The sequence below is a fragment of the Halomonas elongata genome (assembly GCF_029081005.1).
GTDB lineage: Bacteria > Pseudomonadota > Gammaproteobacteria > Pseudomonadales > Halomonadaceae > Halomonas > Halomonas elongata_B.
Map to the genome: position 1 here is coordinate 45,115 of NZ_JAJQTQ010000005.1, position 24,325 is coordinate 69,439.

Annotated in this window: 22 protein-coding genes; 9 read left to right on the forward strand and 13 right to left on the reverse strand. The window is 64.0% G+C overall.

Annotated elements, in window-relative coordinates:
* Nucleotides 1-14: 14 nt before the first annotated feature.
* From LU493_RS05145 to LU493_RS05160, 4 genes are all read right to left on the reverse strand, one after another.
* On the reverse strand, nucleotides 15-1,304 hold the full coding sequence (locus LU493_RS05145; RefSeq protein WP_275286723.1) for a TRAP transporter large permease: 1,290 nt from the start codon (nucleotides 1,302-1,304) through the stop codon (nucleotides 15-17).
* Complete coding sequence (locus LU493_RS05150) at nucleotides 1,294-1,821, reverse strand: TRAP transporter small permease (protein ID WP_275286724.1); 528 nt, start codon at nucleotides 1,819-1,821, stop codon at nucleotides 1,294-1,296. Before LU493_RS05150 ends, LU493_RS05145 begins: the two co-directional genes overlap by 11 nt.
* Nucleotides 1,822-1,827: 6 nt before the next feature.
* Entirely contained in the window at nucleotides 1,828-2,856 is a 1,029-nt protein-coding gene (locus LU493_RS05155) for a TRAP transporter substrate-binding protein (RefSeq protein WP_275286725.1), read from the reverse strand.
* Between the two features lie 159 nt (nucleotides 2,857-3,015).
* Nucleotides 3,016-3,705 (reverse strand): GntR family transcriptional regulator, encoded by a 690-nt coding sequence (locus LU493_RS05160; RefSeq protein WP_275286726.1) that lies wholly within the window; start codon nucleotides 3,703-3,705, stop codon nucleotides 3,016-3,018.
* Nucleotides 3,706-3,938: 233 nt separating this feature from the next.
* Here LU493_RS05160 and LU493_RS05165 point away from each other — a divergent pair, with 233 nt between their 5' ends.
* The 8 genes from LU493_RS05165 to LU493_RS05200 all read left to right on the forward strand — a co-directional run bounded on the left by LU493_RS05165 (nucleotide 3,939) and on the right by LU493_RS05200 (nucleotide 12,705).
* Nucleotides 3,939-5,006, forward strand: coding sequence for an aromatic ring-hydroxylating oxygenase subunit alpha (locus LU493_RS05165; RefSeq protein WP_275286727.1), 1,068 nt, complete (start codon nucleotides 3,939-3,941; stop codon nucleotides 5,004-5,006).
* Nucleotides 5,003-5,983 carry a PDR/VanB family oxidoreductase gene (locus LU493_RS05170; RefSeq protein ID WP_275286728.1) on the forward strand — a complete coding sequence of 327 codons (981 nt, stop codon included), beginning with the start codon at nucleotides 5,003-5,005 and terminating at the stop codon, nucleotides 5,981-5,983. Before LU493_RS05165 ends, LU493_RS05170 begins: the two co-directional genes overlap by 4 nt.
* Before the next feature lie 44 nt (nucleotides 5,984-6,027).
* Nucleotides 6,028-7,038 (forward strand): TRAP transporter substrate-binding protein, encoded by a 1,011-nt coding sequence (locus tag LU493_RS05175; protein WP_275286729.1) that lies wholly within the window; start codon nucleotides 6,028-6,030, stop codon nucleotides 7,036-7,038.
* Between the two features lie 280 nt (nucleotides 7,039-7,318).
* Nucleotides 7,319-8,089, forward strand: coding sequence for a crotonase/enoyl-CoA hydratase family protein (locus LU493_RS05180; RefSeq protein ID WP_275286730.1), 771 nt, complete (start codon nucleotides 7,319-7,321; stop codon nucleotides 8,087-8,089).
* Nucleotides 8,090-8,169: 80 nt separating this feature from the next.
* Nucleotides 8,170-8,937, forward strand: a complete 768-nt coding sequence (locus LU493_RS05185) for a 3-hydroxyacyl-CoA dehydrogenase (protein WP_275286731.1) — start codon at nucleotides 8,170-8,172, stop codon at nucleotides 8,935-8,937.
* A gap of 182 nt (nucleotides 8,938-9,119) precedes the next feature.
* Nucleotides 9,120-10,907, forward strand: coding sequence for an acyl-CoA dehydrogenase (locus tag LU493_RS05190; RefSeq protein ID WP_275286732.1), 1,788 nt, complete (start codon nucleotides 9,120-9,122; stop codon nucleotides 10,905-10,907).
* A 40-nt stretch (nucleotides 10,908-10,947) separates the two neighbouring features.
* The gene (locus tag LU493_RS05195; protein WP_275286733.1) at nucleotides 10,948-11,721 is read left to right on the forward strand and encodes an electron transfer flavoprotein subunit beta/FixA family protein; all 774 of its coding nucleotides are present in this window, start codon (nucleotides 10,948-10,950) and stop codon (nucleotides 11,719-11,721) included.
* Between the two features lie 57 nt (nucleotides 11,722-11,778).
* Nucleotides 11,779-12,705, forward strand: coding sequence for an electron transfer flavoprotein subunit alpha/FixB family protein (locus LU493_RS05200; protein WP_275286734.1), 927 nt, complete (start codon nucleotides 11,779-11,781; stop codon nucleotides 12,703-12,705).
* Nucleotides 12,706-13,060: 355 nt separating this feature from the next.
* Here the strand turns inward: LU493_RS05200 and fabG are convergent, their stop codons facing one another.
* The 9 genes from fabG to LU493_RS05245 form a co-directional block, all read right to left on the reverse strand.
* Nucleotides 13,061-13,801 (reverse strand): 3-oxoacyl-ACP reductase FabG, encoded by a 741-nt coding sequence (gene fabG / locus LU493_RS05205; protein ID WP_275286735.1) that lies wholly within the window; start codon nucleotides 13,799-13,801, stop codon nucleotides 13,061-13,063.
* Nucleotides 13,802-13,984: 183 nt separating this feature from the next.
* The gene (locus LU493_RS05210; protein WP_275286736.1) at nucleotides 13,985-15,106 is read right to left on the reverse strand and encodes a hypothetical protein; all 1,122 of its coding nucleotides are present in this window, start codon (nucleotides 15,104-15,106) and stop codon (nucleotides 13,985-13,987) included.
* 57 nt (nucleotides 15,107-15,163) lie between these two features.
* Nucleotides 15,164-16,354, reverse strand: coding sequence for a thiolase family protein (locus LU493_RS05215; RefSeq protein ID WP_275286737.1), 1,191 nt, complete (start codon nucleotides 16,352-16,354; stop codon nucleotides 15,164-15,166).
* A 19-nt stretch (nucleotides 16,355-16,373) separates the two neighbouring features.
* Entirely contained in the window at nucleotides 16,374-17,933 is a 1,560-nt protein-coding gene (locus LU493_RS05220) for an acyl CoA:acetate/3-ketoacid CoA transferase (RefSeq protein ID WP_275286738.1), read from the reverse strand.
* A gap of 99 nt (nucleotides 17,934-18,032) precedes the next feature.
* Complete coding sequence (locus tag LU493_RS05225; protein WP_275286739.1) at nucleotides 18,033-19,331, reverse strand: TRAP transporter large permease; 1,299 nt, start codon at nucleotides 19,329-19,331, stop codon at nucleotides 18,033-18,035.
* Between the two features lie 3 nt (nucleotides 19,332-19,334).
* The gene (locus LU493_RS05230) at nucleotides 19,335-19,853 is read right to left on the reverse strand and encodes a TRAP transporter small permease (RefSeq protein WP_275286740.1); all 519 of its coding nucleotides are present in this window, start codon (nucleotides 19,851-19,853) and stop codon (nucleotides 19,335-19,337) included.
* 66 nt (nucleotides 19,854-19,919) lie between these two features.
* Nucleotides 19,920-21,053 (reverse strand): TRAP transporter substrate-binding protein DctP, encoded by a 1,134-nt coding sequence (dctP, locus tag LU493_RS05235; RefSeq protein ID WP_275286741.1) that lies wholly within the window; start codon nucleotides 21,051-21,053, stop codon nucleotides 19,920-19,922.
* A gap of 255 nt (nucleotides 21,054-21,308) precedes the next feature.
* The gene (locus tag LU493_RS05240) at nucleotides 21,309-21,764 is read right to left on the reverse strand and encodes an acyl-CoA thioesterase (protein WP_275286742.1); all 456 of its coding nucleotides are present in this window, start codon (nucleotides 21,762-21,764) and stop codon (nucleotides 21,309-21,311) included.
* A gap of 23 nt (nucleotides 21,765-21,787) precedes the next feature.
* On the reverse strand, nucleotides 21,788-23,626 hold the full coding sequence (locus LU493_RS05245; RefSeq protein WP_275286743.1) for a feruloyl-CoA synthase: 1,839 nt from the start codon (nucleotides 23,624-23,626) through the stop codon (nucleotides 21,788-21,790).
* 159 nt (nucleotides 23,627-23,785) lie between these two features.
* Here LU493_RS05245 and LU493_RS05250 point away from each other — a divergent pair, with 159 nt between their 5' ends.
* Complete coding sequence (locus tag LU493_RS05250; protein ID WP_275286744.1) at nucleotides 23,786-24,244, forward strand: MarR family winged helix-turn-helix transcriptional regulator; 459 nt, start codon at nucleotides 23,786-23,788, stop codon at nucleotides 24,242-24,244.
* The last annotated feature ends 81 nt before the right edge of the window (nucleotides 24,245-24,325 follow it).

Consider the following 24,325-nt stretch of genomic DNA (forward strand, 5'->3'; position numbering starts at 1 on the left):
CCGGCCGTGCCGGCTCAGAGCAGAAACAGAGAGGTCAGCACCGGGAAGGCGATCAACACCGCCAGGCGCAGGAAGTCCGAGACGATGAACGGCGCCACGCCACGGAAGATCTCGCCCAGCCCCACGTGCGGCGCCATCGCCTTGATCACGAAGACGTTCATGCCCACCGGCGGGGTGATCAGGCCCAGCTCCACGGTCAGCACCGTGACGATGCCGAACCACACCGGGTCGATGCCCAGCGCCTGGATGATCGGGAAGACCACCGGCACCGTGATCACCAGCATGGCGATGGCGTCCATGAACATGCCCAGCACGAAATACATCAGCAGGATGCACAGCACCACCACGATGGGCGCCAGCTCCATCCCGAACAGTGCGTCACTGATCGAGAATGAAATCCGCGACACCGAGATGAAATAGCCCAACGCATCGGCACCGACCAGCATGAAGAACACCACCGTCGACAGCGCCAGGGTTTCCTGGACCGCCTGCCACAGCTCACGCCCCCTCAGGCCCTTGACCAGGGCGTAGAGCAGGGTCGCAAAGGCACCCACGCTGGCCCCCTCGGTGGGGGTGAAGATCCCGAAGTAGATGCCCAGGATCATCAGCAGGAAGACCGCGAAGAAAGGCACCAAGCCTCCCATCGAGGCCAGCTTCTCGCGCCACGATGTCGGCTCGCCGGCCACCGCCAGCGAGGGCTTGAGACGCATCACCAGGGTCACGGTGAGCGAGTACATCACCAGCCCCATCAGTCCCGGCACCAGCCCGGCCATGAACATGTCGCCCACCGACTGTTCGGTCAGCACGGCATAGATCAGCAGCGCGATGGAAGGCGGAATCATGATGCCCAGGGTACCGCCGGCGGCCAGCGCGCCGGTCGCCAGGCCTCGTTGATAGCCGTAGCGTTCCATCTCTGGCAGTGCCACCCGCGTCATGGTGCTGGCGGTGGCCAACGAGGAACCGGAAATCGCCGAGAAGACACCACAAGACCCCACCGCGGCGATGGCCAGTCCACCCTTCCAGCCACCGCAGATCACCCGGGTAGCCTGGAACAGCTTGCCGGCCATGCCGGAGTGCGCCGCCAGCACGCCCATCAGAATGAACATCGGCACGGCGCTGAAACTGTAGTTGGACAACACCTCCACTGGTACCGTCTTGAGCTGGGAGATGGCGGCATCCCAACTGATTATCTGGGCGAACCCCACCACCCCGACGATCAGCATGGTCAGCGCCACCGGCACACGCAGGATCATCAGCACCAGCAACCCGCCGAGGCCCAGGGCCCCGATCATTTCACTCGCCATGGGACACCTCCGCTTCGCGTCCCCAGAGCGCGCCAAGCAGTGCATGCATCAGACTGCGAACCCCCAGCAGCAGACTCAGGACCGCGGCCACGGAGTAGATGGGACTCATCGGCAGTCGCAAATCCTGGGTGACCTCACCGTGACGCGCCGCCGCCGAGGCCGAGTCGAGCAGGCCGAGGAAGAGGATCAGACCGAGCGCCGCGAAGCCCAGCAGATACACGCCGTGCAGGCGATGCTTGAGGGCCGGCGCCAGCCCGTGCGAGAAGGCCTCCACCACCACCTGGCTCTTCTCGACATTGGCCGCCATGGCAGCCAGCAGCGAGCACAGCATCAGGTAGCTGACCAGCTCCACGCTGCCGGTCACCCGCAGGGCAATAGCTCCCTCGGTGAGGCGATACAGGTAGCGAGTGCCGACATCGGCGATGGTCACCGCCAGCAGCGCCAACAGGGCGACGCCGGCGACGACACGACAGACGAGGGCCAGCCAGTGGCTGACCCTTTCCAGTTGGCCCGGCATGATGACTTACTCCTGAACGCTGGCGCAGGACTCGCTGGCGACCAGCGCTGCCTCGTAGACCTCGCGGCCCGGCAGGCCGCGTTCCTCGAGGTCGGCCAGGTAGCCGTCGATACCTGCCTGGAGCGGTTGTTGCCAGTCCGCATCCTCCAGCGGATTGTCGATCTCACGGATGGTATGGCCGGCCTCGACGGCCTCCTGCTTGCCCTCGCGGTCGAGCCGATCGAAGACGTCGCCGGCGTTCTCGGCCCAGCGCATGCCCGAATTGTCGTCGATCACTGCCTGCTGCTCGGGGCTCAGGCTGTCATAGGTCCGCTGGCTCATGGTGGCCACGAATATCAGGGTGTAGAAGGGGACTTCGGTGTGGTAGTTGACCAGCTCATTGATGCGGAAGCCCTTCAGGCCTTCCCAGGGGAAGCTCAGGCCATCGACCACGCCGCGCTGCATGGCGGTATAGATGTCCGGGGCCGGCATGCCGACCGGCGTGGCCCCCATGTTCTCGAGCATGTCCCCCGCCACGGACGTCGGACGACGGATGCGCAGTCCCTCGAGATCGGACGGCACCTGGATGTCGGTGTCGATGGTATGAATGCCGCCAGGCCCGGTGGTGAACATGAACAGCGGCCGCGTATCTTCGTATTCCGAGTCCAGGTGCCCCTCGTCATAGAGCGTCTGCAGCACACAGGCCCCCTGGGTGGCAGTGGTCGCCACGCCGGGCAGCTCGACGATCTGCGACAGCGGGAAGCGACCGGCGGTATAGCCCTGGGCCGTGGCACCGATATCGGCGACACCATTGCCCACCGCCTCGTAGATGGCATCGGGCTTGGCCAGAGTGCCGGAGGGATACATCTCGACACTCAGCTCACCGCCGGATTCCTCCTCGACGGTCTCGGCCCAGTCCTCGAAGAGATCCTGATTGATCCCCGATGCGCCGGGCCAGAAATGGGCCATGCGCAGGGTGGTGGCGGCTTGGGCGGACGTGATAGCCGTGCCGGCGAGCGAGGCCGCCAGCACGCAGGCAGTAACCTTGGTCTTCATGGGATCCTCCGGGAATCGGTGTCGTTATCGTTATTGGCGTCAAAGTTCGCATAGAGAACATGAGTTCGCATCATGAAGCAAAGATAAACCACCCCGACGGACCGGGAAAAACGACTTTGGTCGTAGTCACCCCCTCTCGAGCCCTCGAACCAGGAGCCATCAAACCGGCAAGTGCGGACCCACATCCAGCAGTTCAGCGTAGCGCAGACCGATCAGGGCATGCTCTCGCATCAGCATCTCGGCCCTCGCCCCCTCGCCATGGCGCAGCGCCTGGACCACCAGTTCATGCTGCACCTGGGCCAGCTGCAACTTGCGGTATTCGCGTTCAAGCGCTTCGCTATCGATGATGATCGAATCTGCCGCCGCGAACGGCAGGTGGTTGTTGCGGGCAATCGCATCCCCGATCACCGAACTACCGGCCGAGCCGACGATGCTCTCGTGGAAATGCCGGTTGAGCTCCCCCCAGGTCTCGATATCGGGTTCATCGAGGTATCCCTTGGCGAGCAGATCCCGCCCTTCCTGGATCCAGAACGCCAAGTCGGCAGCCAACGCTGACGACAAGCCTTGCTCCGCCAGGCGTCGCGCCGCCAACCCTTCCAGTGCCCCACGCACTTCCACGGCACAGAGCACATCGGCTTCGGTGAACTCGCGCACCCTGAAACCGCGCTTTCCGGCCCGATGCAACAACCCTTCCTGTTCCAGGGTACGAAAGGCCAGGCGCACCGGCGTCCGTGAGACACCCAACTGCTCTGCCACCGCCACTTCACCGAGGCGTTCCCCTTGCTGGAAGGCACCTTCGCCGATCAGCTTCCGCAGTCGGCCCACCACGCTTTTGTCGCTGTTACTCACTTGAATTTCCTGTCGTCGCTGTGGGATGAACCACCGCTTCATTTTGGATCCAACTAAAGCATAAGTTGACCGAAACAGCATCAAGGCTATCTACTTTGGATCCAAAACAACAATTCTCAACCATAAACAAGCGTGGATCCCTGTCGCGATCAAAAAGCCCGACCGTCGTTCCACCGGGATCGACAAAGTGAGGCCATGATCCGTGCAGCCCGGAACCACTCGAGGAGAAAACCGTGACACATCAAGCCCCCTACCCCAAGAATACCTGGTATGTCGCCTGTACCCCGGATGAGCTCGAAGACAAGCCTCTGGGACGCACCATCTGCAACGAACCGATTGTCTTCTTTCGCGGCGACGAAGGACGTGTCGCCGCCGTGGAAGATTTCTGTCCCCACCGTGGAGCACCGCTGTCGCTGGGCTTCGTGCGCGACGGCCAACTGGTGTGCGGTTACCACGGCCTGGAAATGGGCTGCGACGGCAAGTGTTCGAGCATGCCGGGGCAGCGCGTGCGGGGTTTCCCGAGTATCCGCACCTACCCGGTGGAGGAGCGCCATGGCTTCGTGTGGATCTGGCCCGGGGATCCAGACAAGGCCAACCCGGCCCTGATACCCGAGCTGCATTGGGCCGACGATCCGGCCTGGGCCTATGGCGGCGGGCTCTACCACATCCACTGCGATTACCGGCTGATGATCGATAACCTCATGGACCTGACCCATGAGACCTATGTGCATGCCTCCAGCATCGGCCAGCCGGAGATCGAGGAAGCCGCCCCCGAGACCAAGGTCGCCGGCGAGGAAGTGATAACCGGACGCCATATGCACGATATCCCGGCACCGCCCTTCTGGCAGACCGCCCTGCGCGGCAATGGCCTGGCCGCCGACGTGCCCGTGGATCGCTGGCAGATCTGTCGCTTCACGCCCCCGAGCCATGTGCTGATCGAGGTTGGAGTCGCCCATGCCGGGCATGGCGGTTATGAAGCCCCCGCCGACATCAAGGCCTCGAGCATCGTGGTGGACTTCATCACTCCCGAGACCGACACCTCGATCTGGTACTTCTGGGGCATGGCACGCAACTTCAAGCCGGAGGACCAGGAACTCACCGACCGCATCCGCGAGGGCCAGGGCCAGATCTTCTCCGAGGACCTGGAGATGCTGGAGTCCCAGCAACGCAACCTGCTGCGCTACCCGGACCGGCAGCTGCTCAAGCTGAACATCGACGGCGGCGGCGTCCAGGCGCGGCGCATCATCGACCGCATTCTCGCCGAAGAGCGCGAATCTCTCGACGCGGAGGCCTCGGCATGAGCAACACACCTCTTTCCTTGATCGTCGAGGTCAAGGCGCGGCACGAAGAGGCCCACGATATCGCCACCTTCGAGCTGGCCGACCCCCATGGTCGGCCGCTGCCGGCGTTCAGCGCCGGCGCCCATATCGATGTGCAGGTTTCTTCTCAAGGTCAGGACGGGATAATCCGCCAGTATTCGCTGTGCAACCACCCGGAAGAACGCGATCGTTACCTGATCGGTGTCCTCCGTGACCCGAGTTCGCGAGGTGGATCCGTCACCATGCATGACGAGATCCGCGAAGGCGACCTGATCCAGATCAGCGCGCCCAGGAACCACTTCACGCTCGAGCCGGCCGGACGCCTCCTGCTGCTGGCCGGTGGCATCGGCATCACGCCGCTGCTGTGCATGGCGGAACGCCTGGCCCACACCGATACCGACTTCGAACTGCACTACTGCACCCGTTCGCCTGAACGCACGGCCTTCCGCGAGCGCATCGCCGACTCTGGTTTCGCCGATAAGGTGCACTTTCACTTCGACGACGGTCCACCGGAACAGACGCTGGATCTGGAGACGCTGCTGGCCACGCCGGAGCCCGACACCCGAGTCTATGTATGCGGCCCCACCGGCTTCATCGATGCCGTGATGTCGACTTGCCAGACCGCTGGCTGGCCCGCCGATCGGCTGCATACGGAGTACTTCGCCGGTGCCGTGGCCAATACCGAGGATGACGACAGCTTCGAGGTCAAGATCGCCAGCAGCGGCGCCAGCTATACCGTGCCGGCCGACAAGACCGTGCACCAGGTACTAGCCGAGAATGGCATCGACATCATGGTCTCCTGCGAGCAGGGCGTGTGCGGTACCTGCCTGACCCGGGTGCTGGAGGGCGAGCCCGACCATCGCGACCTTTTCCTGGAAGACCACGAGCACGCCGCCAACGACCAGTTCACCCCCTGCTGCTCGAGAGCCAGGAGCAAGACCCTGGTGCTGGATCTCTGACTCCAACTTCCCACACATAACCACAACGACACGACGAGGATGTTATGCGACTCAACCGGACCGTGACCTGCCTGGCACTCGCCAGTGCCCTGACCTCCCATGCGGCCCTGGCCGAGACCACGACTCTGCGCATCGCCCATGTCTGGCCCGGCGGCTCGATGATCGACCAGGAGCTGTTCCAGGCCTGGGCCCAGAGCGTCGAGGAGGCCTCCCAGGGCCGACTGGAAGTGGAAGTCTATCCCGGCCAGACCCTGACCAAGTCCGACAAGGCCTACGAAAGCACCGCCAGCGGCATCGCCGACATTGGCGCCTCCGCCCAGGGCTATACTGCCGGACGCTTCCCCCTGACCCAGGTCGTCGAGCTACCCGGCGTCTCGGCCAGTAGCCGTCAGGGATCCTGCATCCTGCAATCCCTCTATGACGAGGGCCACCTCGACGCCGAATACGCCGATACCCGCCCCTTGTTCCTGTTCACCACCGGTCCCGGTTACCTGCATACCAGGAACACGCCCGTCGAGACGCCCGACGACCTGGATGGATTACGTCTTCGCCGCCCCACTCCTCTGGTAGGCGACATGTTCGAGCGCCTTGGCGCCCAGGCCGTGGGCATGCCCGCCCCGGATGTCTTCACCGCCATGCAACGCGGCGTGGTAGACGGGCTGAGCTTCAACTGGGAAGGCATGAAAACCTTCCGGCTCAATGAGTTAGCCAGTCATCATACCGAAGTTCCCCTTTATGACCTGTCACTGTTCGCCACCATGAGCCAACGCACCTACGACGGTCTGCCCGACGACCTGCAGCGGGTCATCGACGAACACAGTGGGCTGGAGTGGTCACTGCGCGCCGCCGAGGTCTATGACGAGCTGATTCGCCAGGGACGCCAGGAAGCCGAAGCGGCCGGCGACGACTTCGTGGTCATCGACAATGCCCTCGACCATCCCGACTGGGGCCCCGTACTGCAGGAAACCACCGACCACTACCTGGAAGAGGTCGGTGGAGAGGCCGTTGACATCTACGAGGCCGCCATGGACCTGCAGGAGAAGTGCTCCGCCTGACACGCCATCATCGAATATTCCTCTTGAACGGCGGCCCTTGGGTCGCCGTTTTTTTCTGTCTATCGGGCGCTCGGTCCGACCAAAGACGTAGTTCAGCGAGGTGACCATCGGGAGCATCTGTTGTAATCTTTAAATTGTTTATAGAGACAACAGTATGGATAATAAACCAAGCTCGAATCTGTCCCGACGCGCAGAGCGGCACAGTTCCTTTTATACCGACATGCCAGCTGCGTCTGTCATCACGCTTTGATTACTCAACTTCCTATCGCCGAGGCCAATCATGACCGAGCCCCTCGTCAAGACATCCCAGGACGACAGCATCTACACCATCACGCTGGCGCGGCCCGAGAAGCGCAATGCCGTCAGCGACCGCCTGCTGAGCGCCCTGGAAGAGGCCCTGCTCGCCACCCCGGAAGGTACCCGGGTGATCATCCTCGCCGCCGAGGGCAAGCACTTTTGCGCGGGCCTCGACCTCTCGGAGCATCAGCATCGCGATCCCTTCGGTGTGATGCAGCACTCACAGGGCTGGCACCGCATCTTCGACCGTCTGCAGAACGGCGGCATTCCAGTGGTCTCCGCCATGCAGGGTGCGGTGATCGGCGGTGGCCTGGAACTCGCCACCGCCACCCATGTGCGTGTCGCCGAACCCAATACCCTCTACCAGTTGCCCGAGGGACGCCACGGCATCTTCGTCGGCGGCGGCGCCTCGGTGCGCGTGGCCAATCTCATCGGCCCCGGACGCATGTGCGAGATGATGCTCACGGGTCGCATCATGGAAGCCGACGAGGGTCAGCGCCTGGGGCTTTCCCATTATGTGGCCGGTGAAGGCGAGAGCCTCGACAAGGCTCGCCAGCTTGCCTCCCGCATTGCCGAGAACGCGCCCATGGCCAACTGGGCCATGGTCTCAGCCATCTCGCGCATCGACAACATGTCCAGCGACGACGGCCTGTTCGTGGAGTCGCTGACCGCCGCCCTGACCCAGACCAGCCCCGAAGTGGCCGAGCGGATCGGGGAGTTTCTCGAACGCAAGGACAAGGGCCCGCGCACCTGAGGAAAGACTGATGGATGGCGACCTTCGCGACATGAATCAGCGCCTTCCATCGATATCGTTCGTCGTTTCAGGAGAGCACCATGAAGTTCCAGGACAACACCTTTATCGTCACCGGCGGGGCCTCCGGCCTCGGCGAGGCCACGGTGCGCGAACTGCACGGAGCCGGCGCCCGGGTGGTCATCGCCGACCTCAACGGCGAGCGCGGCGAGGCGCTGGCGTCAGCGCTCGGGGAAGGTGCGGCCTTCTGGCGCACCGACGTCACGGATGAGGCCGACGGCCAGGCCGCGGTGGACCTGGCCGTGTCACGCTTCGGCGGACTGCAGGGCCTGATCAACTGCGCCGGTATCGGCGATCCCGCCAAGGTACTGGGCCGCCAGGGTCCCCAGCCACTGGAGACCTTCTCGCGGGTCGTGCAGATCAACCTGATCGGCACCTTCAACATGATCCGACTGGCGACCGCCGCCATGGCCGAGAGCGCCCTCCAGGCAGACGGCGAGCGCGGCGTGATCGTCAACACCGCCTCGGTGGCCGCCTATGATGGCCAGATCGGCCAGGCCGGCTACGCCGCCTCCAAGGGCGGCATCGTGTCGATGACCCTGCCCGTCGCCCGGGAACTGGCCCGCCACGGCATCCGTGTGATGACCATCGCCCCGGGGCTGTTCATGACGCCGCTGATGGAGACGCTGCCCGAGGAGATCCAGCAGTCACTGGCCGAGTCTATCCCCTTCCCCCACCGCCTGGGCCGACCCGACGAGTTCGCCCGCCTGGCCTGCCAGATCGTCGACAACGCCATGATGAACGGCGAGACGATCCGGCTGGATGGCGCCCTGCGCATGGCCCCGCGTTAACCATTTGCCTGGCGCCTGACGACTCTCCCCGCTGCTTCAGGCGCCACAGGCAGACGACACCCCCTAGGCACTCCGCCACCCGACATGCTGGCCACCGATGGCGGCCGGGCGGGCCGCCTGTGCCATAAATCGGCGCCGCGCCGATACCGGGCATCTGCTCCATCGGCAAGGAGAACACCACCATGATCGATTACCACGCGCCGCTGCGTGACATGCAGTTCATTCTCGACGAACTCGCCGGCCTTCCCGACCTGGCCGCGCTGCCCGCCTGCGAGGAGGCCTCCCCCGACCTGGTGGCGGCGATCCTCGAGGAGGCCGGCAAGTTCGCCACCGGCGTGCTGGCCCCGACCAACCGCCAGGGCGACCTGGAGGGCTGCCGCCTGGAGGGCGAGCGGGTCATCGTGCCCAAGGGCTGGCAGGCCGCCTACGATCAGTTCCGCGAATCCGGCTGGCTGGGCCTGTCGCTGCCGGAACAATACGGCGGCCAGGGCCTGCCCAAGCTGGTCTCCACCCCGGTGTGGGAGATGTGGTTCTCCAGCAACATGGCCTTCACCATGCTGCCGCAGCTCAACGTCGGCCAGGCCGAGGCGCTGCTGATCGCCGCCAGCGAGCAGCAGAAGGCCACCTGGCTCGAGAAGATCGTCAGCGGCGAATGGGCCGCTACCATGAACCTCACCGAGCCCCAGGCCGGCTCCGACCTGGCCGCCACCCGCATGCGCGCCGAGCCCGACGCGGACGGCGACTACCGCCTCTTCGGGCAGAAGATCTACATCTCCTACGGCGAGCACGAGCTCACCCCCAACATCCTGCACCTGGTGCTGGCCCGGCTGCCCGATGCCCCCGAGGGGGTCAAGGGGCTGTCGCTGTTCCTGGTGCCCAAGTACCGCCTCGACGCGGACGGAAATCCCGGCGAGCAGAACGACGTGCGCTGCATCTCCATCGAGCACAAGATGGGCATCCACGGCAGCCCCACCTGCACGCTCAGCTTCGGCGACCAGGGCGGTGCCGTGGGCCAACTGGTCGGCGAGCCGCACCAGGGCCTCAAGACCATGTTCGTGATGATGAACGAGGCCCGCTTCGGGGTCGGCGTGCAGGGCCTGGCGCTGGGCGAGCGCGCCTACCAGGCGGCGCTGGAGCATGCCCGGGAGCGGGTCCAGGGGCGCAACGTGGTCAGCGGCGAGATGGGCCTGCCGATCCTGCACCACCCGGACGTCAAGCGCATGCTGGTGGGCATGCGCGCGCGACTGCTGGCCATGCGCACCTTCCTCTACACCGCCGCCGGCTGGTTCGACCTGGCCCGCCATCATCCGGACGCCGAGGTCGCCGACAGGCACCGGCGCTACGTCGACCTGCTGATGCCGGTGGCCAAGGGCTGGTGCACCGAGGTCGGCAACGACCTGTGCGACGAGGCGATCCAGGTGTTCGGCGGCATGGGCTTCGTCGAGGAAACCGGCGTCGCCCAACTGTTCCGCGACGCCCGCATCATCACCATCTACGAGGGCACCACCGGCATCCAGGCCAACGACCTGCTGGGCCGCAAGATCCTGCGCGAGAACGGCGAAACGCTGTGCGAGCTGCTCGACGACATCCGCGCCTGTGCGAGCTCGGTCGGCGAGGACGAGCGCCTCGCCGAACTGGCCGAAGGCCTGGACGAGATGCTCGACGCGCTGGCCGCCACGACCGACTGGCTGCTCGCCCAGGGCAAGGATCAGACCGCCGCGCTCTACGGCGGCGCGGTGCCCCTGCTGCACCTGCTGGGCACCGTGTGCGGCGGCTGGCAGCTGGCCCGGGCCGCCCAGGCGGCGCAGCGCCAGCGCGATGCCGGCGAGGGCGACGCCGACCACCTGGCCGACGTCATCGAGCTCGCCCGCTTCTACATGGCCAGCATCGCCCCCGAGGCAGCGGCCCATGCCCGGGCCGTGCGCGACGGCGGCCGGGTGCTGGCCCGGTTCCCCGAAGGCGGGCTCTAAACCCTGCCGCTCATCCTTCAAAGGTGATAGGAAAAACGTCATGAAAGTACTCGTCGCGCTCAAACGCGTCATCGACTACAACGTCAAGATCCGGGTCAAGCCGGATCACTCCGACGTCGATCTGACCAACGTCAAGATGGCCATGAACCCCTTCTGCGAGATCGCCGTGGAAGAGGCGGTGCGGCTCAAGGAAGCCGGGGTGGCCACCGAGGTGGTCGCCGTCACCGTGGGCCCCAAGGCCGCCCAGGAGCAGCTGCGCACCGCCCTGGCGCTGGGCGCCGACCGGGCGATTCATGTGGATACGTCAGTGCAGACCGACGCGCCGGTCGAGTCGCTGGCCGCCGCCAAGCTGCTGGCCAAGGTGGTGGACGCCGAGCAGCCGGGCCTGACCATCCTCGGCAAGCAGGCCATCGACAGCGACAACAACCAGGTGGGCCAGATGCTCGCCGCCCTGACCGGCCGCCCCCAGGGCACCTTCGCCTCCGAGGTGGTCGTGGACGGCGGAACTGGTGAAGAGCGCCTGAAGGTGACCCGCGAGATCGACGGCGGCCTGCAGACCGTCGCCCTGCCGCTGCCGGCCATCGTCACCACCGACCTGCGCCTCAACGAGCCGCGCTACGCCAAACTGCCGGACATCATGAAGGCCAAGAAGAAGCCGCTGGACACCCAGACCCCGGACGAGCTGGGCGTGTCGGTCTCCTCCGGCCTCAAGCGGATCCGCGTCGAGCCGCCGGCCGAGCGCCAGGGCGGCGTCAAGGTGGGCTCCGTGGACGAGCTCGTGGACAAACTCAAGAATGAAGCCCAAGCGCTTTGAAAAAAGTGCTTTGAAAATTGTTCTTGGAAAACAGTTGCTTTGAGAGGAGCTGATCGGATGAGCATTCTGGTACTCGCGGAACATCACGACGGCCAGCTGGCCGAGGCCACCGCCCACGTGGTCGCCGCCGCCCAGCAGATCGGTGGCGACATCGACGTCCTGGTCGCCGGTGAGAACGTCGGCACCATCGCCGAGGCTGCCGCCAGGCTCGACGGCGTGACCAAGGTGCGCGTGGCCGACCATGCAGTCTATGCCCACCAGCTGGCCGAGCCGCTGGGCGGGCTGCTGGTGTCGCTGGCCGACGACTACAGCCATGTGCTGGCGGCGGCCTCGACCACCGGCAAGAACGTCATGCCGCGTCTCGCCGCGCTGAAGGACGTCTCGCAGATCTCCGAGATCATCGCCGTGGAGAGCGCCGACACCTTCAAGCGGCCGATCTACGCCGGCAATGCCATCGCCACCGTGCAGAGCGAGGATGCGCTGAAGGTGATCACCGTGCGCGCCACCGCCTTCGACGCGGTCGGTGAGGGAGCGGATGCCGGCGTCGAAGCCGTCGACACCGTGGTCGACAACGCCCTGTCCTCCTTCGTCGGCGAACAACTGGCGCAGAGCGACCGTCCCGAACTGGGGGCCGCCAAGGTGGTCATCTCCGGTGGGCGCGGCATGGGCAACGGCGAGAACTTCAAGCTGCTCGAGGGTGTCGCCGACAAGCTCGGCGCGGCCATCGGTGCCTCGCGCGCCGCGGTGGACGCCGGCTTCGTGCCCAACGACATGCAAGTCGGCCAGACCGGCAAGATCGTTGCCCCGGAGCTGTACATCGCGGTGGGCATCTCGGGCGCCATCCAGCACCTGGCGGGGATGAAGGACTCCCGAGTGATCGTGGCCATCAACAAGGACGAGGAAGCGCCGATCTTCCAGGTCGCGGACTACGGTCTCGTGGCGAATCTCTTCGAGGCGCTGCCGGAGCTCGAACAGAAGCTCTAAGGCCGAGGAAAGGCGCGACCCCATCGGTCGCGCTATCGAGGGTCACTGGTCTCGTGGCGAATCTCTTCGAGGCGCTGCCGGAGCTCGAACAGAAGCTCTAAGGCCGAGGAAAGGCGCGACCCCATCGGTCGCGCTATCGAGGGTCACTGGTCTCGTGGCGGATCTCTTCGAGGCGCTGCCGGAGCTCGAACAGAAGCTCTAAGGCCGAGGAAAGGCGCGACCCCATCGGTCGCGCTATCGAGGGTCACTGGTCTCGTGGCGGAACTCTTCGAGGCCCTGCCCAAGCTCGAGCGCAGGCTGTAGCCCCGGGAAGGCGCTGCTCGGTCAGTGCCTTCTGCATGGAACCCCCGCGGCATCAGACGTACATCCCGCCGTTGACGTTCAGGGTCTGGCCATTGACGTAGGAAGCCTCGTCGGAAGCCAGGAAGGCCACCACCGCCGCGATCTCCTCCGGCCGGCCACTGCGGCCCTGGGGAATCCGCGCCAGCAGCTTGTCGCGGATCTTCTCGGGGACCTGCGCGGTCATCTCGCTGTCGATGAAGCCCGGCGCCACGGCGTTGATCAACACGCCCTGGCGCGCCAGCTCCTTGCTCAGGCTCTTGACCAGGCCGATCACTCCCGCCTTGGAGGCCGAGTAGTTGGCCTGGCCGACATTGCCCTCGTTGCCGGAAATCGAACTGACACAGACGATGCGACCCTTCTGCCGCTCGACCATATGCCGGGCGACTTCCTGAGTGCAGACGAACATCGAAGTGAGGTTGGTATCGAGCACCGACGCCCACTGCTCGTCGGTCATCTTCAGGAAGGTGGCATCGCGGGTGATGCCGGCATTGTTGACCAGGATGTCCAGGCGGCCGAAACGATCCGTCACGCGCCGGACCAGCGCCGCCACCTGGGTGCGATCGGCCACGTCGCAGGCGACCGCCAGGCTGTCGTGGCCCCGTTCGACGAGCGCTTTCGCCATCCGCCGGGCAGCCTCACCGTCGATATCCACCACCACGGTGCAGGCACCTTCGGCGGCCAGCCGTTCGGCCATGGCAGCGCCCAGGCCACGTCCGGCACCGGTCACCACGGCCACGCGTTCGAGCAGCCTCATGAACTATCTCCACAGTGGAAAGGCGGTTCCCTCATGCATCAATATTTCACCCATGCCTGAGCGCCCATGCATGTCATGGGATAAACGCCAACACAGAAAAGAGGCGAATCACCGAGAAAAATCAGCCGATGACTCGCCTCAAAAGATCAAAACAGGAAAAAGACTTACCCAGGCGCCACTACATTAAAATTTATACATTGCCATCACCTCCACCTGCTGACCACCCGGGCGAAGTGGCATGGTGAAAGCACTTCGATCACGCCATTCGATACCAAAGTCCAAGCCAGGCAAGTACGTATAGATCAGGTTGACATTGACCTTCTCCAGGGTATCGTCAGGAACCGTCGCCGCCGTCTCATCAGCCGTCACTTGCGCATAACGAATATTGCCACGAAGCTTATCGCTGAACTTTTGACTTATCCCTGCAGTAAACCCGGTCGTGCTCACCAGCTCTCCCGTGCTATCGACCTCCCCCCGAGACGCGATAGTGGCGGGATTTGTCGCACCGTTATACCCCCAGCCTGAATACACATTATTACCTTCCCCCGTGTATCCACTCAGCGCGAGAGAGGTGCCACCAAAATTAAGCTTCCCCGCCAGGGAGAACGCCGCACCAAACTCCGAATCATCCGGCCCTGTCTCGACTTCCCGGCCCGTTACGGCAGCATTGAAGGCATGCCCTGCCTCGGTTCGATGCGTGTATGACGCCACCATGTCGGGGAGGTCGGCATCGCTGTAGACAGGATCCTGAAGGCTGAAACGCAGGCCTCCCGTCGTGTAGTGCATGACGAGATCTGGCCGCACGACAGCACCGCTGCCGGACACAGTCCCCACTCCCGTACCGTAGAAGTCGAGGATCTCTACGTCGAACGGCGCATTGGCGTAGAACTGCCCCGTCCACGTCTGACCGAGTGTCAGGTTATCGACCTTGATATAGGCATGACGCAATCGCATGGCATAGCTCGTGTCACTCGCGTCGGTGGCGTTGTCCCAGAAGTCCCCTTCCACGAAGGCTGTTACATCATGCCCCTCGATCTCTCGATCCACCTTGACGTTGAGTCGAGACTGGCGAGCAGACGAATCAAAGTAGCTTTCATCACCATCGGGATCGGTAAAGATCCCCTCTGCCTTGACATAGCCACCAACGCTGAACGTCGTTCCGTCAACCTCCCCAATTTCAAGGGCATAACCCTGGGAGGAAATGGAGGCTACTGCCACGGCCAATGCGAGTTTGTTTTTAATCTGCATTCTCGTTGTGCTCCGTTTTGTTATCTTGATGGAAGGCTCAATCTCTAAAAGAGCCATGGAAGGGGTATCCCCCCGTGAAAACGTCTTCCCCCTGCTCTGTCACTGCCGTTTCCGTCAGCCCACCTTGACGACCAGCGCCGCCGCCGAATCCCCTGCTGCACAGCCGGTCACCAGGGCATAACCACCGCCCTTGAGCGCGGTCTCCTCGATGGCCTCGATCAGCAGCCGCGCCAAGGTCGGGCCCTGAGGGTGGCCGAACACCAGGGACGTGCCGTAGTTGTTGAAAGTCTCGGCATCGAGGCCCAGCGCCTTCGCCAGATGCAGGTCATTGGCGATGAACGGTGAGTGGTTCTTGACCGTCTTGATCTGGTCGAGGGTCACTCCGGCCTGCTCAAGGGCCCGTTGCGCCGCCGAAGCCGGCGCCATGGGCATATGAGCCGGCTTGGTACGCGCATGACCGTAGGCCACCACCTGCACCGCCAGTCGGGAATCGGTACTGAGGTCCCGGGCCCGCTCGCGGGTGGTGACGATGAGGCCGGCATTACCATCGGCCGGGTGGGTCTGGGCACCGAAGGTATGAATGCCGTCGGGCTGCACCGTGCGCAGCCTGGCCAGGCCCTCGGCGCTGGTGGACATCACGCCCTCGTCGGCCTCGACGAGCCGGGTCTCCTTGCGCGAGACGGGGACTGCCAGCGGGAACATGTAGCGTTTCTGGAAGGCACGCTCGTCGACCAGGGCCTCGGCATACTGCTCATAGCGATGCAGGGTCAGCTCGTCGGCCTGCTCGCGGGTGAAACCGTGCTCGCGGGCCACGTTCTCGGCGGTGGTCAGCATGTCCTTGCCGGTGGCCGGGTCGGCGGCGATGTTGTCCATGTTCCAGTTCTCGGCGATCACCTCGCCGCCAGGCCCGTCGGGATTCGGCCAGATGGTGTGGGGCGCATTGGAGGTGCGATCGGCGAGCAGGCAGTAGGTGGTCTCGAAGCCACCGGCTTCCACCGCCAGGGCGGCATTGAACACCGCGGTAGTGGCGGTGGCGCAGGCCTGCGTGATGTTCTGCCCCGGCGCCTGGACGGCGCCCATCATGGCCGCCGCCCAGGGGGCGCCATAGAAGATCGACTTCTGGCCCACCGAGACCCCGAGGTAGAGGTAGTCGATGATCGCCGGATCGAGGTCGCGGGAGGCGAACCAGCGCTTGCTGGTGGCCGCCCCCAGTTCGATCGAGTTGACGTTGGCCAGGCTGCCCATCCACTTGCAGAAGGGGCTGGAGTAATAACCGCCGTAGGGGATATAGGCGTTCTTGAACATGTCTTTTCCTCCTGGATGTTCAGTCGCGCGCCAGATGCTCGCGCAGTCCGCCCCACCGGGGCCGGAAGAGCTCGGCCGGCATCTCGCGCAGCGAGTCGGCAATGCGCGGAACGAAATCCATGGCCGCCAGGATGTCGCGCTCGACGTCGAGGCCCGGCGCCACCTCGGTGAGGGTGATCTCGCCGTCGATCAGCTCGAACACGCAGCGCTCGGTGACGAACAGCACCGGCTTGCCGATATCCCGGGCATAGCGCCCGCTGAAGGTGATCTGATCGACGCGCTGCACGAACTTGCGGCGATGGCCTTCCTGGCGGATGGCGAGGCGATCGTCCTCCACCGCCACCTCGCCGCCGTTGGTGAAGGTGCCGCAGAACACCACCTTGCGGGCGTTCTGGCTGATATTGATGAAGCCGCCCGGGCCCACCACCTTGTCGCCGAACTTGCTGACGTTGAGGTTGCCCTCGTGATCGGTCTGGGCCAGGCCCAGGAAGCAGACGTCCAGGCCGCCGCCGTCGTAGAAATCGAACTGGTAGCCGTGGTCGATGATCGCCTCGGCGTTCCAGGAGGTGGCGAAGTCGCCGCCGCTGGCCGGCACCCCGCCATAGGTACCGAGCTCGGTGGTCAGGGTCATCAGGTCGCTGACGCCCTCCTCGGCGGCGACGCTTGCGACCCCCTCGGGCATGCCGATGCCGAGGTTGACCATGCCGCCCGGCACCAGCTCCATGGCGGCGCGCCGGGCGATCACCTTGCGCGGGTCGAGCGGCATCGGTGCGATGCCGCCGAGCGGCACCTTGAGATCGCCGGACAGCGCCGGGTTATAGCCGGTGGCCATGGTCTGCATGTGTTGTTCGGGTTCGGCCACCACCACGTGGTCCACCAGGTCGCCCGGTACCTTGACGCGCTGCGGGTGCAGGCTGCCCTGCCTTGCCAGGTACTCCACCTGGGCGATGACGATGCCGCCGCTGTTCTTCGCCGCCTGGGCCATGGACAGCTGTTCGAGGAAGATCGCCTCGCGTTCCAGGCTCAGGTTGCCGCGCTCGTCGGCGGTGGTGGCGCGGATCACCGCCACATCCACGGGGAAAGTCCGATAGAGCAACCACTCCTCGCCCTCGAGGTCGAGGCACTTGACCAGATCCTCCTCGGCCGCCGCGTTGGCCTTGCCGCCCTCCAGCCGCGGGTCGACGAAGGTGCCGAGCCCCACCTTGCTGATCACCCCGGGCTTGCCGCCGGCGATGTGGCGCCACAGGTGGGCCAGCACTCCCTGAGGCAGCAGGTAACCTTCGATACGATTCTCGCGGATCAGCTCGCCCATGCGCGGCGCCTGGCCGGTGTGGCCACTGACCAGCCGCTTGACCAGGCCGGCATGCCCCAGGTGATTCATGCCACGGGTCTTGCCATCACCACAGCCACAGCTGTGCGCCACCGTCAGGTCGCGAGGGGCACCGGTTTCAAGGAAACGCGTTTCCAGCGCCGCGGCTATCGCTTCGGCGAAGCCACACAGGCCCGCGGTGGTCCAGGCAATGGTGTCACCGTCCCCGATCAGGCCAGCCGCAGTTTTGCAGTCGATCACCTTGTTCACTGTGAAGCCCCCATGCGCCAAAAGTTATGAAATAAAATATATTGTTTATACAACAAACAAATTAAGCGAAAACTTGGCACGTCCCTCCATACGGCGCGATCAGCCGCCGGTCAGTACCAATACGATCTGGGGATAGAAGATCACCAGGGCGACCACCAGGATATCGGCGACCAGGAAGGTCGCGACGCCCTTGAAGATGTCGATCAGGGAAGCGTACTGCCCCGCGACACCCTTGATGACAAAGATGTTCATGCCCACCGGAGGGGTGATCATGCCGATTTCTAGCAGCTTGACCAGCAATACCCCGAACCAGATCAGACTGACGTCATAAAGCTCGAACACTGGCAACAGCACCGGCAGAGTCACCAGCATGGCGCCGAAGGGCTCCATGAACAGTCCCAGGAACAAGTAGATGCAGACGATCACCAGCATCAGTTCCAGAAAGGAAGGATCCCAGCCGGTCACCAACCCCGTCACCTGACCTGCCAGCCCGCTCAGACTGAGAAACAGGGTAAACATGCTGGCCCCGACGCCGATGATCAGCAGCGACGAGGTCGTCGATAACGTCTCGAGCAGTGCCGCCTTCATCGACTGACGATTCAAGCGCCCGAGCATCAAGGCGACCAGGATGGCGCCAGCGGCGCCGACCGCCCCTGCCTCGGTAGCGGTGAAGATGCCCGAGAAAAGTCCACCGAACACCAGAACCCCCAGCACCAGCACCGGCCAGATATCGACCAGAGCCTCGCGGGCCCCCACCTCCCGGGCACCGATGGCCTCGCGCGGCACGATATCGGGACGCAACCAGCTGACCACCAGGATCACCAGGCTGTAGCTCAGCGCCGTCAGCAGGCCGATGGTGATCCCCCCCAGGAAGACCTGGGTAATGGAAACCTGGGCGAAGACTCCATAGACGATCATCAGGATACTGGGAGGAATCAGCGCGCCGATGGTGCCACCGGCGGCGATGGTGCCGCAGGCAAAGCTCGGCTTGTAACCACCGTTGACCATTTCGGGAATGGCGATACGCCCCATGGCCGCCGAACAGGCGACGCTGGAACCACTCACGGCGGCGAACCCCGAACTGGCGACAATGCTCGAGATCGCCACCCCGCCCGGCAGCCAGCGGAACAAGACCTTGGCGGCATTGAACAGCCCCTTGGTGAGGCCGGCATGAAAACAGACGAAGCCCATCAGCAAGAACATCGGTACCGCACTGAGCGTCCACTTGGCGATGAACTCATAGGGCGCGGAGGACAACATGCCGATGGCGGTATCCCAGCCCAGCATCAGGGTCATGCCGCCCATCGAGACGCTGATCAAGGCCAGGGCGACCGGGACACGCAGGGCCAGCAGCGATAACAGGGCGATGAGACCATAGAAGCCGATAGTGACGGACATGGGTCACTTTCCTCCTCGGGGCTCGAGAGACGAAGATGTGTCTCCCATCAGGAAGGGCAACCGGACCAGGCAGACCAGAGCCGCCAACGCGAAAGCCAGAGGCAGCACGAAATAGGTCGGCCAGACCGGCATGGGAACGTTGAGAGACATCACGTAGGAACCGATGTCGTACTGCTCCATGGCCTTGCCCCAGGTAGCCACGGCCAGGACGGCGTAGATCGCCACCGAAAGCAGCGATACCAGGACGTCCGACAGTCGCACCAGCCAAGGCCCCATCAGCCCTTCCAGCGCCTCGACGGCGATCATGTCGCGTCGCCACTCCACCCACCCCAGGGGCAGCAGCGCCATGGTAATCAGGTAATAGCGGGTCACCAGCTCCACAGTAGCCGGCATCGATACCGACAGGGTCGAGCGCAGCACCACATCCAGCGTGATATGAATCACCATCAGCAAGATGCCGATAGTCCCCAATAGCGCCAGCCCGACGGCGGCCTGGTTGGTCAAGCGATACAAAACGGCCATGAGCGCGCCTCCTGCATCATCGGCGGGCCCGGAGACCGGCAAGAGCCGATCTCCCGGGGCATGACATCAGGTTCCGTAGGAAGAGAAATCCACCTGGTTCCAGATCTCGCGTTTCATGGCCTCGGCCACCGCTTCGGGATCCTCACCGACTTCCTCGACGATGCCGGTCCATTTATCCACCAGGCCCTGGAAGCGCTCGATCTTCGCCGCCGCATCCTCGACCTCATAGCGACTCTCGGCCTGCTCGGCGGCATGGGTCAGATCCTCTTCGAGGAAGGCCTCGGTGGCTTCCAGCAGTTCGGGATCAGGCTCCACGACCTCGATGTCACTCTCCTGGGCGATCTCCCGGGCCTCATCCGCCATCTCGTAGCCCCAGCGCTGAGTGATGGCCGCACTCGCTTCCACGGAGGCCTCGACCAGCGACTTGCGCTGCTCGGGAGAGAATGAATCCCAGGCCTGCTGTGCGACCGCATGCGAGATGGAGCTATGGAAGGTGCCGAGTTCGATGTCGGTGATATAGTTCAGCGCGTCATCCAATCGGAAGGAGATGATATCGGCGACGGAGGCAACGCTGCCCTCGATCACGCCCTGCGAGAGCGCCTCATACTGCTCTCCCACGGGAATGGAGGCCGGCGATATACCCACCGCTTCCGCCCAGCGGGAATACTGGGGGCCACCGACCCGCATGCGCAGCCCCTGGAGATCATCGAGGGAACTTGCCGGCTCGGTACTGAGGATCCGATACAGGTCGGAAGCATGGGAACTGGTATAGACGATACCCAGCTCCTTGAGTTCTTCCTGGCACTCGCCACAGGTGACGATGTACTCGGTCACCGCCGCTCCCATGGCATGAGGGTTCGTGCCCAGAAGCGCCAGATCCCCCACCAGGTTGATCTCGGGCAGGTCGGCCGGGAAGTAGGCCGGCAGGAAGAGCCCCACTTCCACCATGCCACTGCGCAACGCATTCCGCATATTGCCGATATTGGCTATCTCGGTACCCAGCAGATTTCCCGTGAGCTCGCCGTCGGTCTTCTCTGCCAGGCGCTCGGCGAATTCGGTGAACATCGGGTCATACGCCGGATGCGCCGGTGGCACACCCGGCGCCATGCGTAGATCTCGAGCCTGGGCCTGACCGGCGAACGCCAGACTCCCCAGAGAAACAGCAATGGCCAGGAACTTGAGCAGGGGACGATGCATCATGGATCACCTCAGCGTTTTTCGAGCTTGTAATTGTTATCTATATAAACAATAGATAATCACATCTATCTTGTTTCGGATTATAGTCCAGGTCACCACCTGTCCCGATACCAGACTTTGGTATACCGCGATGTACCGCCCATCGGACCCGACGCACGCACCCGCGGAGGACGCAGGACAAGCCGCCGACCGACGAGAAACTCGACCAGCATGGCCTGCCCGCCGAGCGAGCGAGTGAAACGGCGGCATGTGTCAGGCTCAGCAGCTGGACACCCGGTCCGACGGGGCACGCTTCTCTCCCTGCCTCAACGCCACCTTCACCTCCTCGGGCACCGGACGGCTCTTCAGTCGCCACGGGTCGTCCGGGTGCTGCTCCGACCAGACGCGGGTCACCCTGGCCTCCACGGCCAGGATCTCCTCCCGATGGAGGGCGTGGTACACGTCGAAGCTGCTGTTGCGGAACTCGGCGATCCGCGTCTCGATGCGTATCTCGTCGCCGAAGCGGCAGGGCGTCGTGAAACGGCTGTGCAGGTCGACCACCGGGTAGCCGACCACGCCGAAACGCGTCTGCAGGGTCGCCAGGTCGAAGCCGGCCCTGGCGAACAACAAGCATGTCGCGTGATCGAGATAAGCCAGGTAGCGAGGGTGGAAGACGATCCCTGCCGGATCGCAATCGCCCCATTCGATGGAGCGGACATGGGTGTGGGTCAGCATGTTGTCCTCTTCGATGCCCTGGCTCAGTCGAGCCGAAGCACATCCTCGGAAGGCTCGGCGGCGTAGAGCTTTTCTACGGTGGCAGCCCGGTTCTCCAGCACGGCGCGCTGGTTGATGGAGCCCTTGTCGGTGGCCTCGTTGGCATCCAGACGCGGCGGTTCGGTGAGCAACACCGCCCGCCGAACCCGATTGGCACTGCCCGTACTCTCGACGGCCAGATCGCGAAGCATCTCGAGAAACCGGTCACGCACCGGCTCGCTGGCCAGCACCCTGCCGACCCCGGCCTCATCCCCCAGCCCCGCCAGGTCACGGCACTTCTGCATATCCGGAAAGATCATGATCGAGACATAGGAGCGATCGAGCCCGGCGATCACCACATCCTTGACGTGTGGCGCCCCGACTTCAATGATGCGAGCCCTCAGCGGGCCCACGCTGACCCAGGTGCCGGTATCGAGCTTGAAGTCCTCGGAGATGCGCCCGTCGAAGCGCATGCCGCGCTGGGGATCGTCCGGGTCGATGAACTTGACGGCATCGCCCAGACAGTAGAAGCCTTCCTCGTCGAAACTCTTGGCGGTGATCTCGGGCTGGCGCCAATAGCCCGGCATCACACTGGGTCCCTTCACCCGGCATTCGAGCTTGCCGCCGTTGGGCACCAGCTTGACCGTGACCCCGCGCGCCGGCAGGCCCACCACGCCGGACTGCGACTCCTCCAGAGAGGCGAACATCGCCGAGGGGGCCGTCTCGGTGGCCCCCAGCCCGGTCAGCATGCCGACCTTGCGACCCAGGGTCTGGATGGCCAGGCGGTCGAGCTCGTCCCAGATATGCTGGGAGAGTCCCGCCGCGGCGAAGAACATCAGGTTGAGGCGAGAGAAGAAGGTCTCACGCAGGGCATCGTCACGCTTCAGGTGATCGACCAGGATCTCGAACCCCTTGGGCACATTGAAGTAGACGGTCGGCGCGATATCGCGCAGGTTGGCGATGGTCTTCTCGAATTCGCCCGGTACCGGGCGGCCGTCGTCGATATAGAGACTACCGCCGTTGTAGAGCACGATGCCGGCATTGTGGTTGCCGCCGAAGGTATGATTCCAGGGCAACCAGTCCACCAGCACCGGCGGCTCGTCGCGCAGGAAGGGCATCTGGGCCGCCAGCATCTCCTGGTTGGCGCAGAGCATCCGGTTGGTGTTGATCACCCCCTTGGGCATGCCGGTGGAGCCGGAGGTGAACAGAAACTTGGCGATGGTATCCGGGGTGACGGCCGCATGGGCCGCGTCGACCGCCTCGGTTACCGGCGTGTCCAGAAGCTCGTCGAAGGCGCGCGCGCCGACCACCTCACCGGGCTCCAGCGCCAGGCAGACACAGTCATCGGCCTTTACTGCCGCCAGGGCGGCGGCAAAGTCATCCGCCTTGTCGACCAGCACCATGCCCGGCGTCAACAAGTCGGTGATATGGCGTAACTTGCCGAAGTCCTTGCTGACCAGCGAGTAAGCCGGCGATACCGGCGCATAAGGGATCCCCACGTACATGGCCGCCATCGCCAGCAACAAGTGCTCGATGGAATTTCCGCTGAAAATGGCCACGGGACGTTCGGCATCAAGGCCCGCATCGAGCAGGCCCTGGGCCAGGGAGCGCACCTTGGTCAATGTCTCGGCATAACTCAGCCGCCGCCACTCGCCGGTAACGTCACGACGCGCCACGAAGCAGCGCTGCGGGGCGTCGAGCGCCCAGTGATCCAGTCGCCCCATCAGGGTTTCCGGATATTCGCCGAGCGGTTCTTCGACACGCAGCAATTGCACCCCATCATCACGACGGGCGAGGTGAGCGGTCGCCGTGCCCAGACGGACATCGCGGAAGGAATCTAACATGATCGCACCCTGTCATTATGGTCATTGTCGAGAAGGGTCGACCCGCCCTACCCCGGGCGTCGACGCCTTGGTAGCATGTACTTAAAGAATTTCATAAATTGTTTATCGTATAAACATTATTAGCATTAAACATTGGTCTATAAACATCAGGACGGGCTCATGAACAGCGACGACAAGAATGGAATCGACTACTCGATGCTGCAGTCGCGTCTCGGCTACAAGCTGCGGCGCGCCCAACTGGTCTACTTCGACGTTTTCTCCGAAGCCTGTGCTCAGGAGGGCATCACGCCGGGCCTGTTCGGCATCCTCGCTATCGTCTACCACAACCCGGGGCTCACCCAGTCGGCCGTATCGAATGCCCTGGATGTGGATCGCTCCGCCATGGTCGCGGCCATCGACAAGCTGGAAGGCATGGAGGTCGTGGAACGTCGGAAATCGAAGAATGATCGCCGCTCTTACGCCCTGTACCTGACAGAGAAAGGCAAGGCCTTCACGGAACGCCTCGATTACAAGGTGAATGAAGGCGAGTCGGCCTTCGACAGCTTCCTGTCCAAAGGGGAGCGGGAGTGGCTTCTGGATACGCTGGACCGGATCATCCAGGCCAGAAAAGGGGGATAAGCCCGCTCACGGCATCTCGGGCACCATCGCCCCGAGACCGTACTCCTGGTTGCCGTCGCCTCGAGACAAGAGGCTAGCCAA

Bases quoted from the DNA above. Each gene is read 5' to 3' on its own strand.
- LU493_RS05210 (WP_275286736.1), bottom strand. From the start codon at position 15,106: ATGGCTCTTTTAGAGATTGAGCCTTCCATCAAGATAACAAAACGGAGC.
- LU493_RS05240 (WP_275286742.1), bottom strand. From the start codon at position 21,764: ATGCTGACCCACACCCATGTCCGCTCCATCGAATGGGGCGATTGCGAT.
- fabG (WP_275286735.1), bottom strand. From the start codon at position 13,801: ATGAGGCTGCTCGAACGCGTGGCCGTGGTGACCGGTGCCGGACGTGGC.
- LU493_RS05180 (WP_275286730.1), top strand. From the start codon at position 7,319: ATGACCGAGCCCCTCGTCAAGACATCCCAGGACGACAGCATCTACACC.
- LU493_RS05245 (WP_275286743.1), bottom strand. From the start codon at position 23,626: ATGTTAGATTCCTTCCGCGATGTCCGTCTGGGCACGGCGACCGCTCAC.
- LU493_RS05185 (WP_275286731.1), top strand. From the start codon at position 8,170: ATGAAGTTCCAGGACAACACCTTTATCGTCACCGGCGGGGCCTCCGGC.
- LU493_RS05150 (WP_275286724.1), bottom strand. From the start codon at position 1,821: ATGCCGGGCCAACTGGAAAGGGTCAGCCACTGGCTGGCCCTCGTCTGT.
- LU493_RS05195 (WP_275286733.1), top strand. From the start codon at position 10,948: ATGAAAGTACTCGTCGCGCTCAAACGCGTCATCGACTACAACGTCAAG.
- LU493_RS05175 (WP_275286729.1), top strand. From the start codon at position 6,028: ATGCGACTCAACCGGACCGTGACCTGCCTGGCACTCGCCAGTGCCCTG.
- LU493_RS05225 (WP_275286739.1), bottom strand. From the start codon at position 19,331: ATGTCCGTCACTATCGGCTTCTATGGTCTCATCGCCCTGTTATCGCTG.
- LU493_RS05250 (WP_275286744.1), top strand. From the start codon at position 23,786: ATGAACAGCGACGACAAGAATGGAATCGACTACTCGATGCTGCAGTCG.
- LU493_RS05230 (WP_275286740.1), bottom strand. From the start codon at position 19,853: ATGGCCGTTTTGTATCGCTTGACCAACCAGGCCGCCGTCGGGCTGGCG.
- LU493_RS05170 (WP_275286728.1), top strand. From the start codon at position 5,003: ATGAGCAACACACCTCTTTCCTTGATCGTCGAGGTCAAGGCGCGGCAC.
- dctP (WP_275286741.1), bottom strand. From the start codon at position 21,053: ATGATGCATCGTCCCCTGCTCAAGTTCCTGGCCATTGCTGTTTCTCTG.
- LU493_RS05145 (WP_275286723.1), bottom strand. From the start codon at position 1,304: ATGGCGAGTGAAATGATCGGGGCCCTGGGCCTCGGCGGGTTGCTGGTG.
- LU493_RS05200 (WP_275286734.1), top strand. From the start codon at position 11,779: ATGAGCATTCTGGTACTCGCGGAACATCACGACGGCCAGCTGGCCGAG.
- LU493_RS05155 (WP_275286725.1), bottom strand. From the start codon at position 2,856: ATGAAGACCAAGGTTACTGCCTGCGTGCTGGCGGCCTCGCTCGCCGGC.
- LU493_RS05215 (WP_275286737.1), bottom strand. From the start codon at position 16,354: ATGTTCAAGAACGCCTATATCCCCTACGGCGGTTATTACTCCAGCCCC.
- LU493_RS05190 (WP_275286732.1), top strand. From the start codon at position 9,120: ATGATCGATTACCACGCGCCGCTGCGTGACATGCAGTTCATTCTCGAC.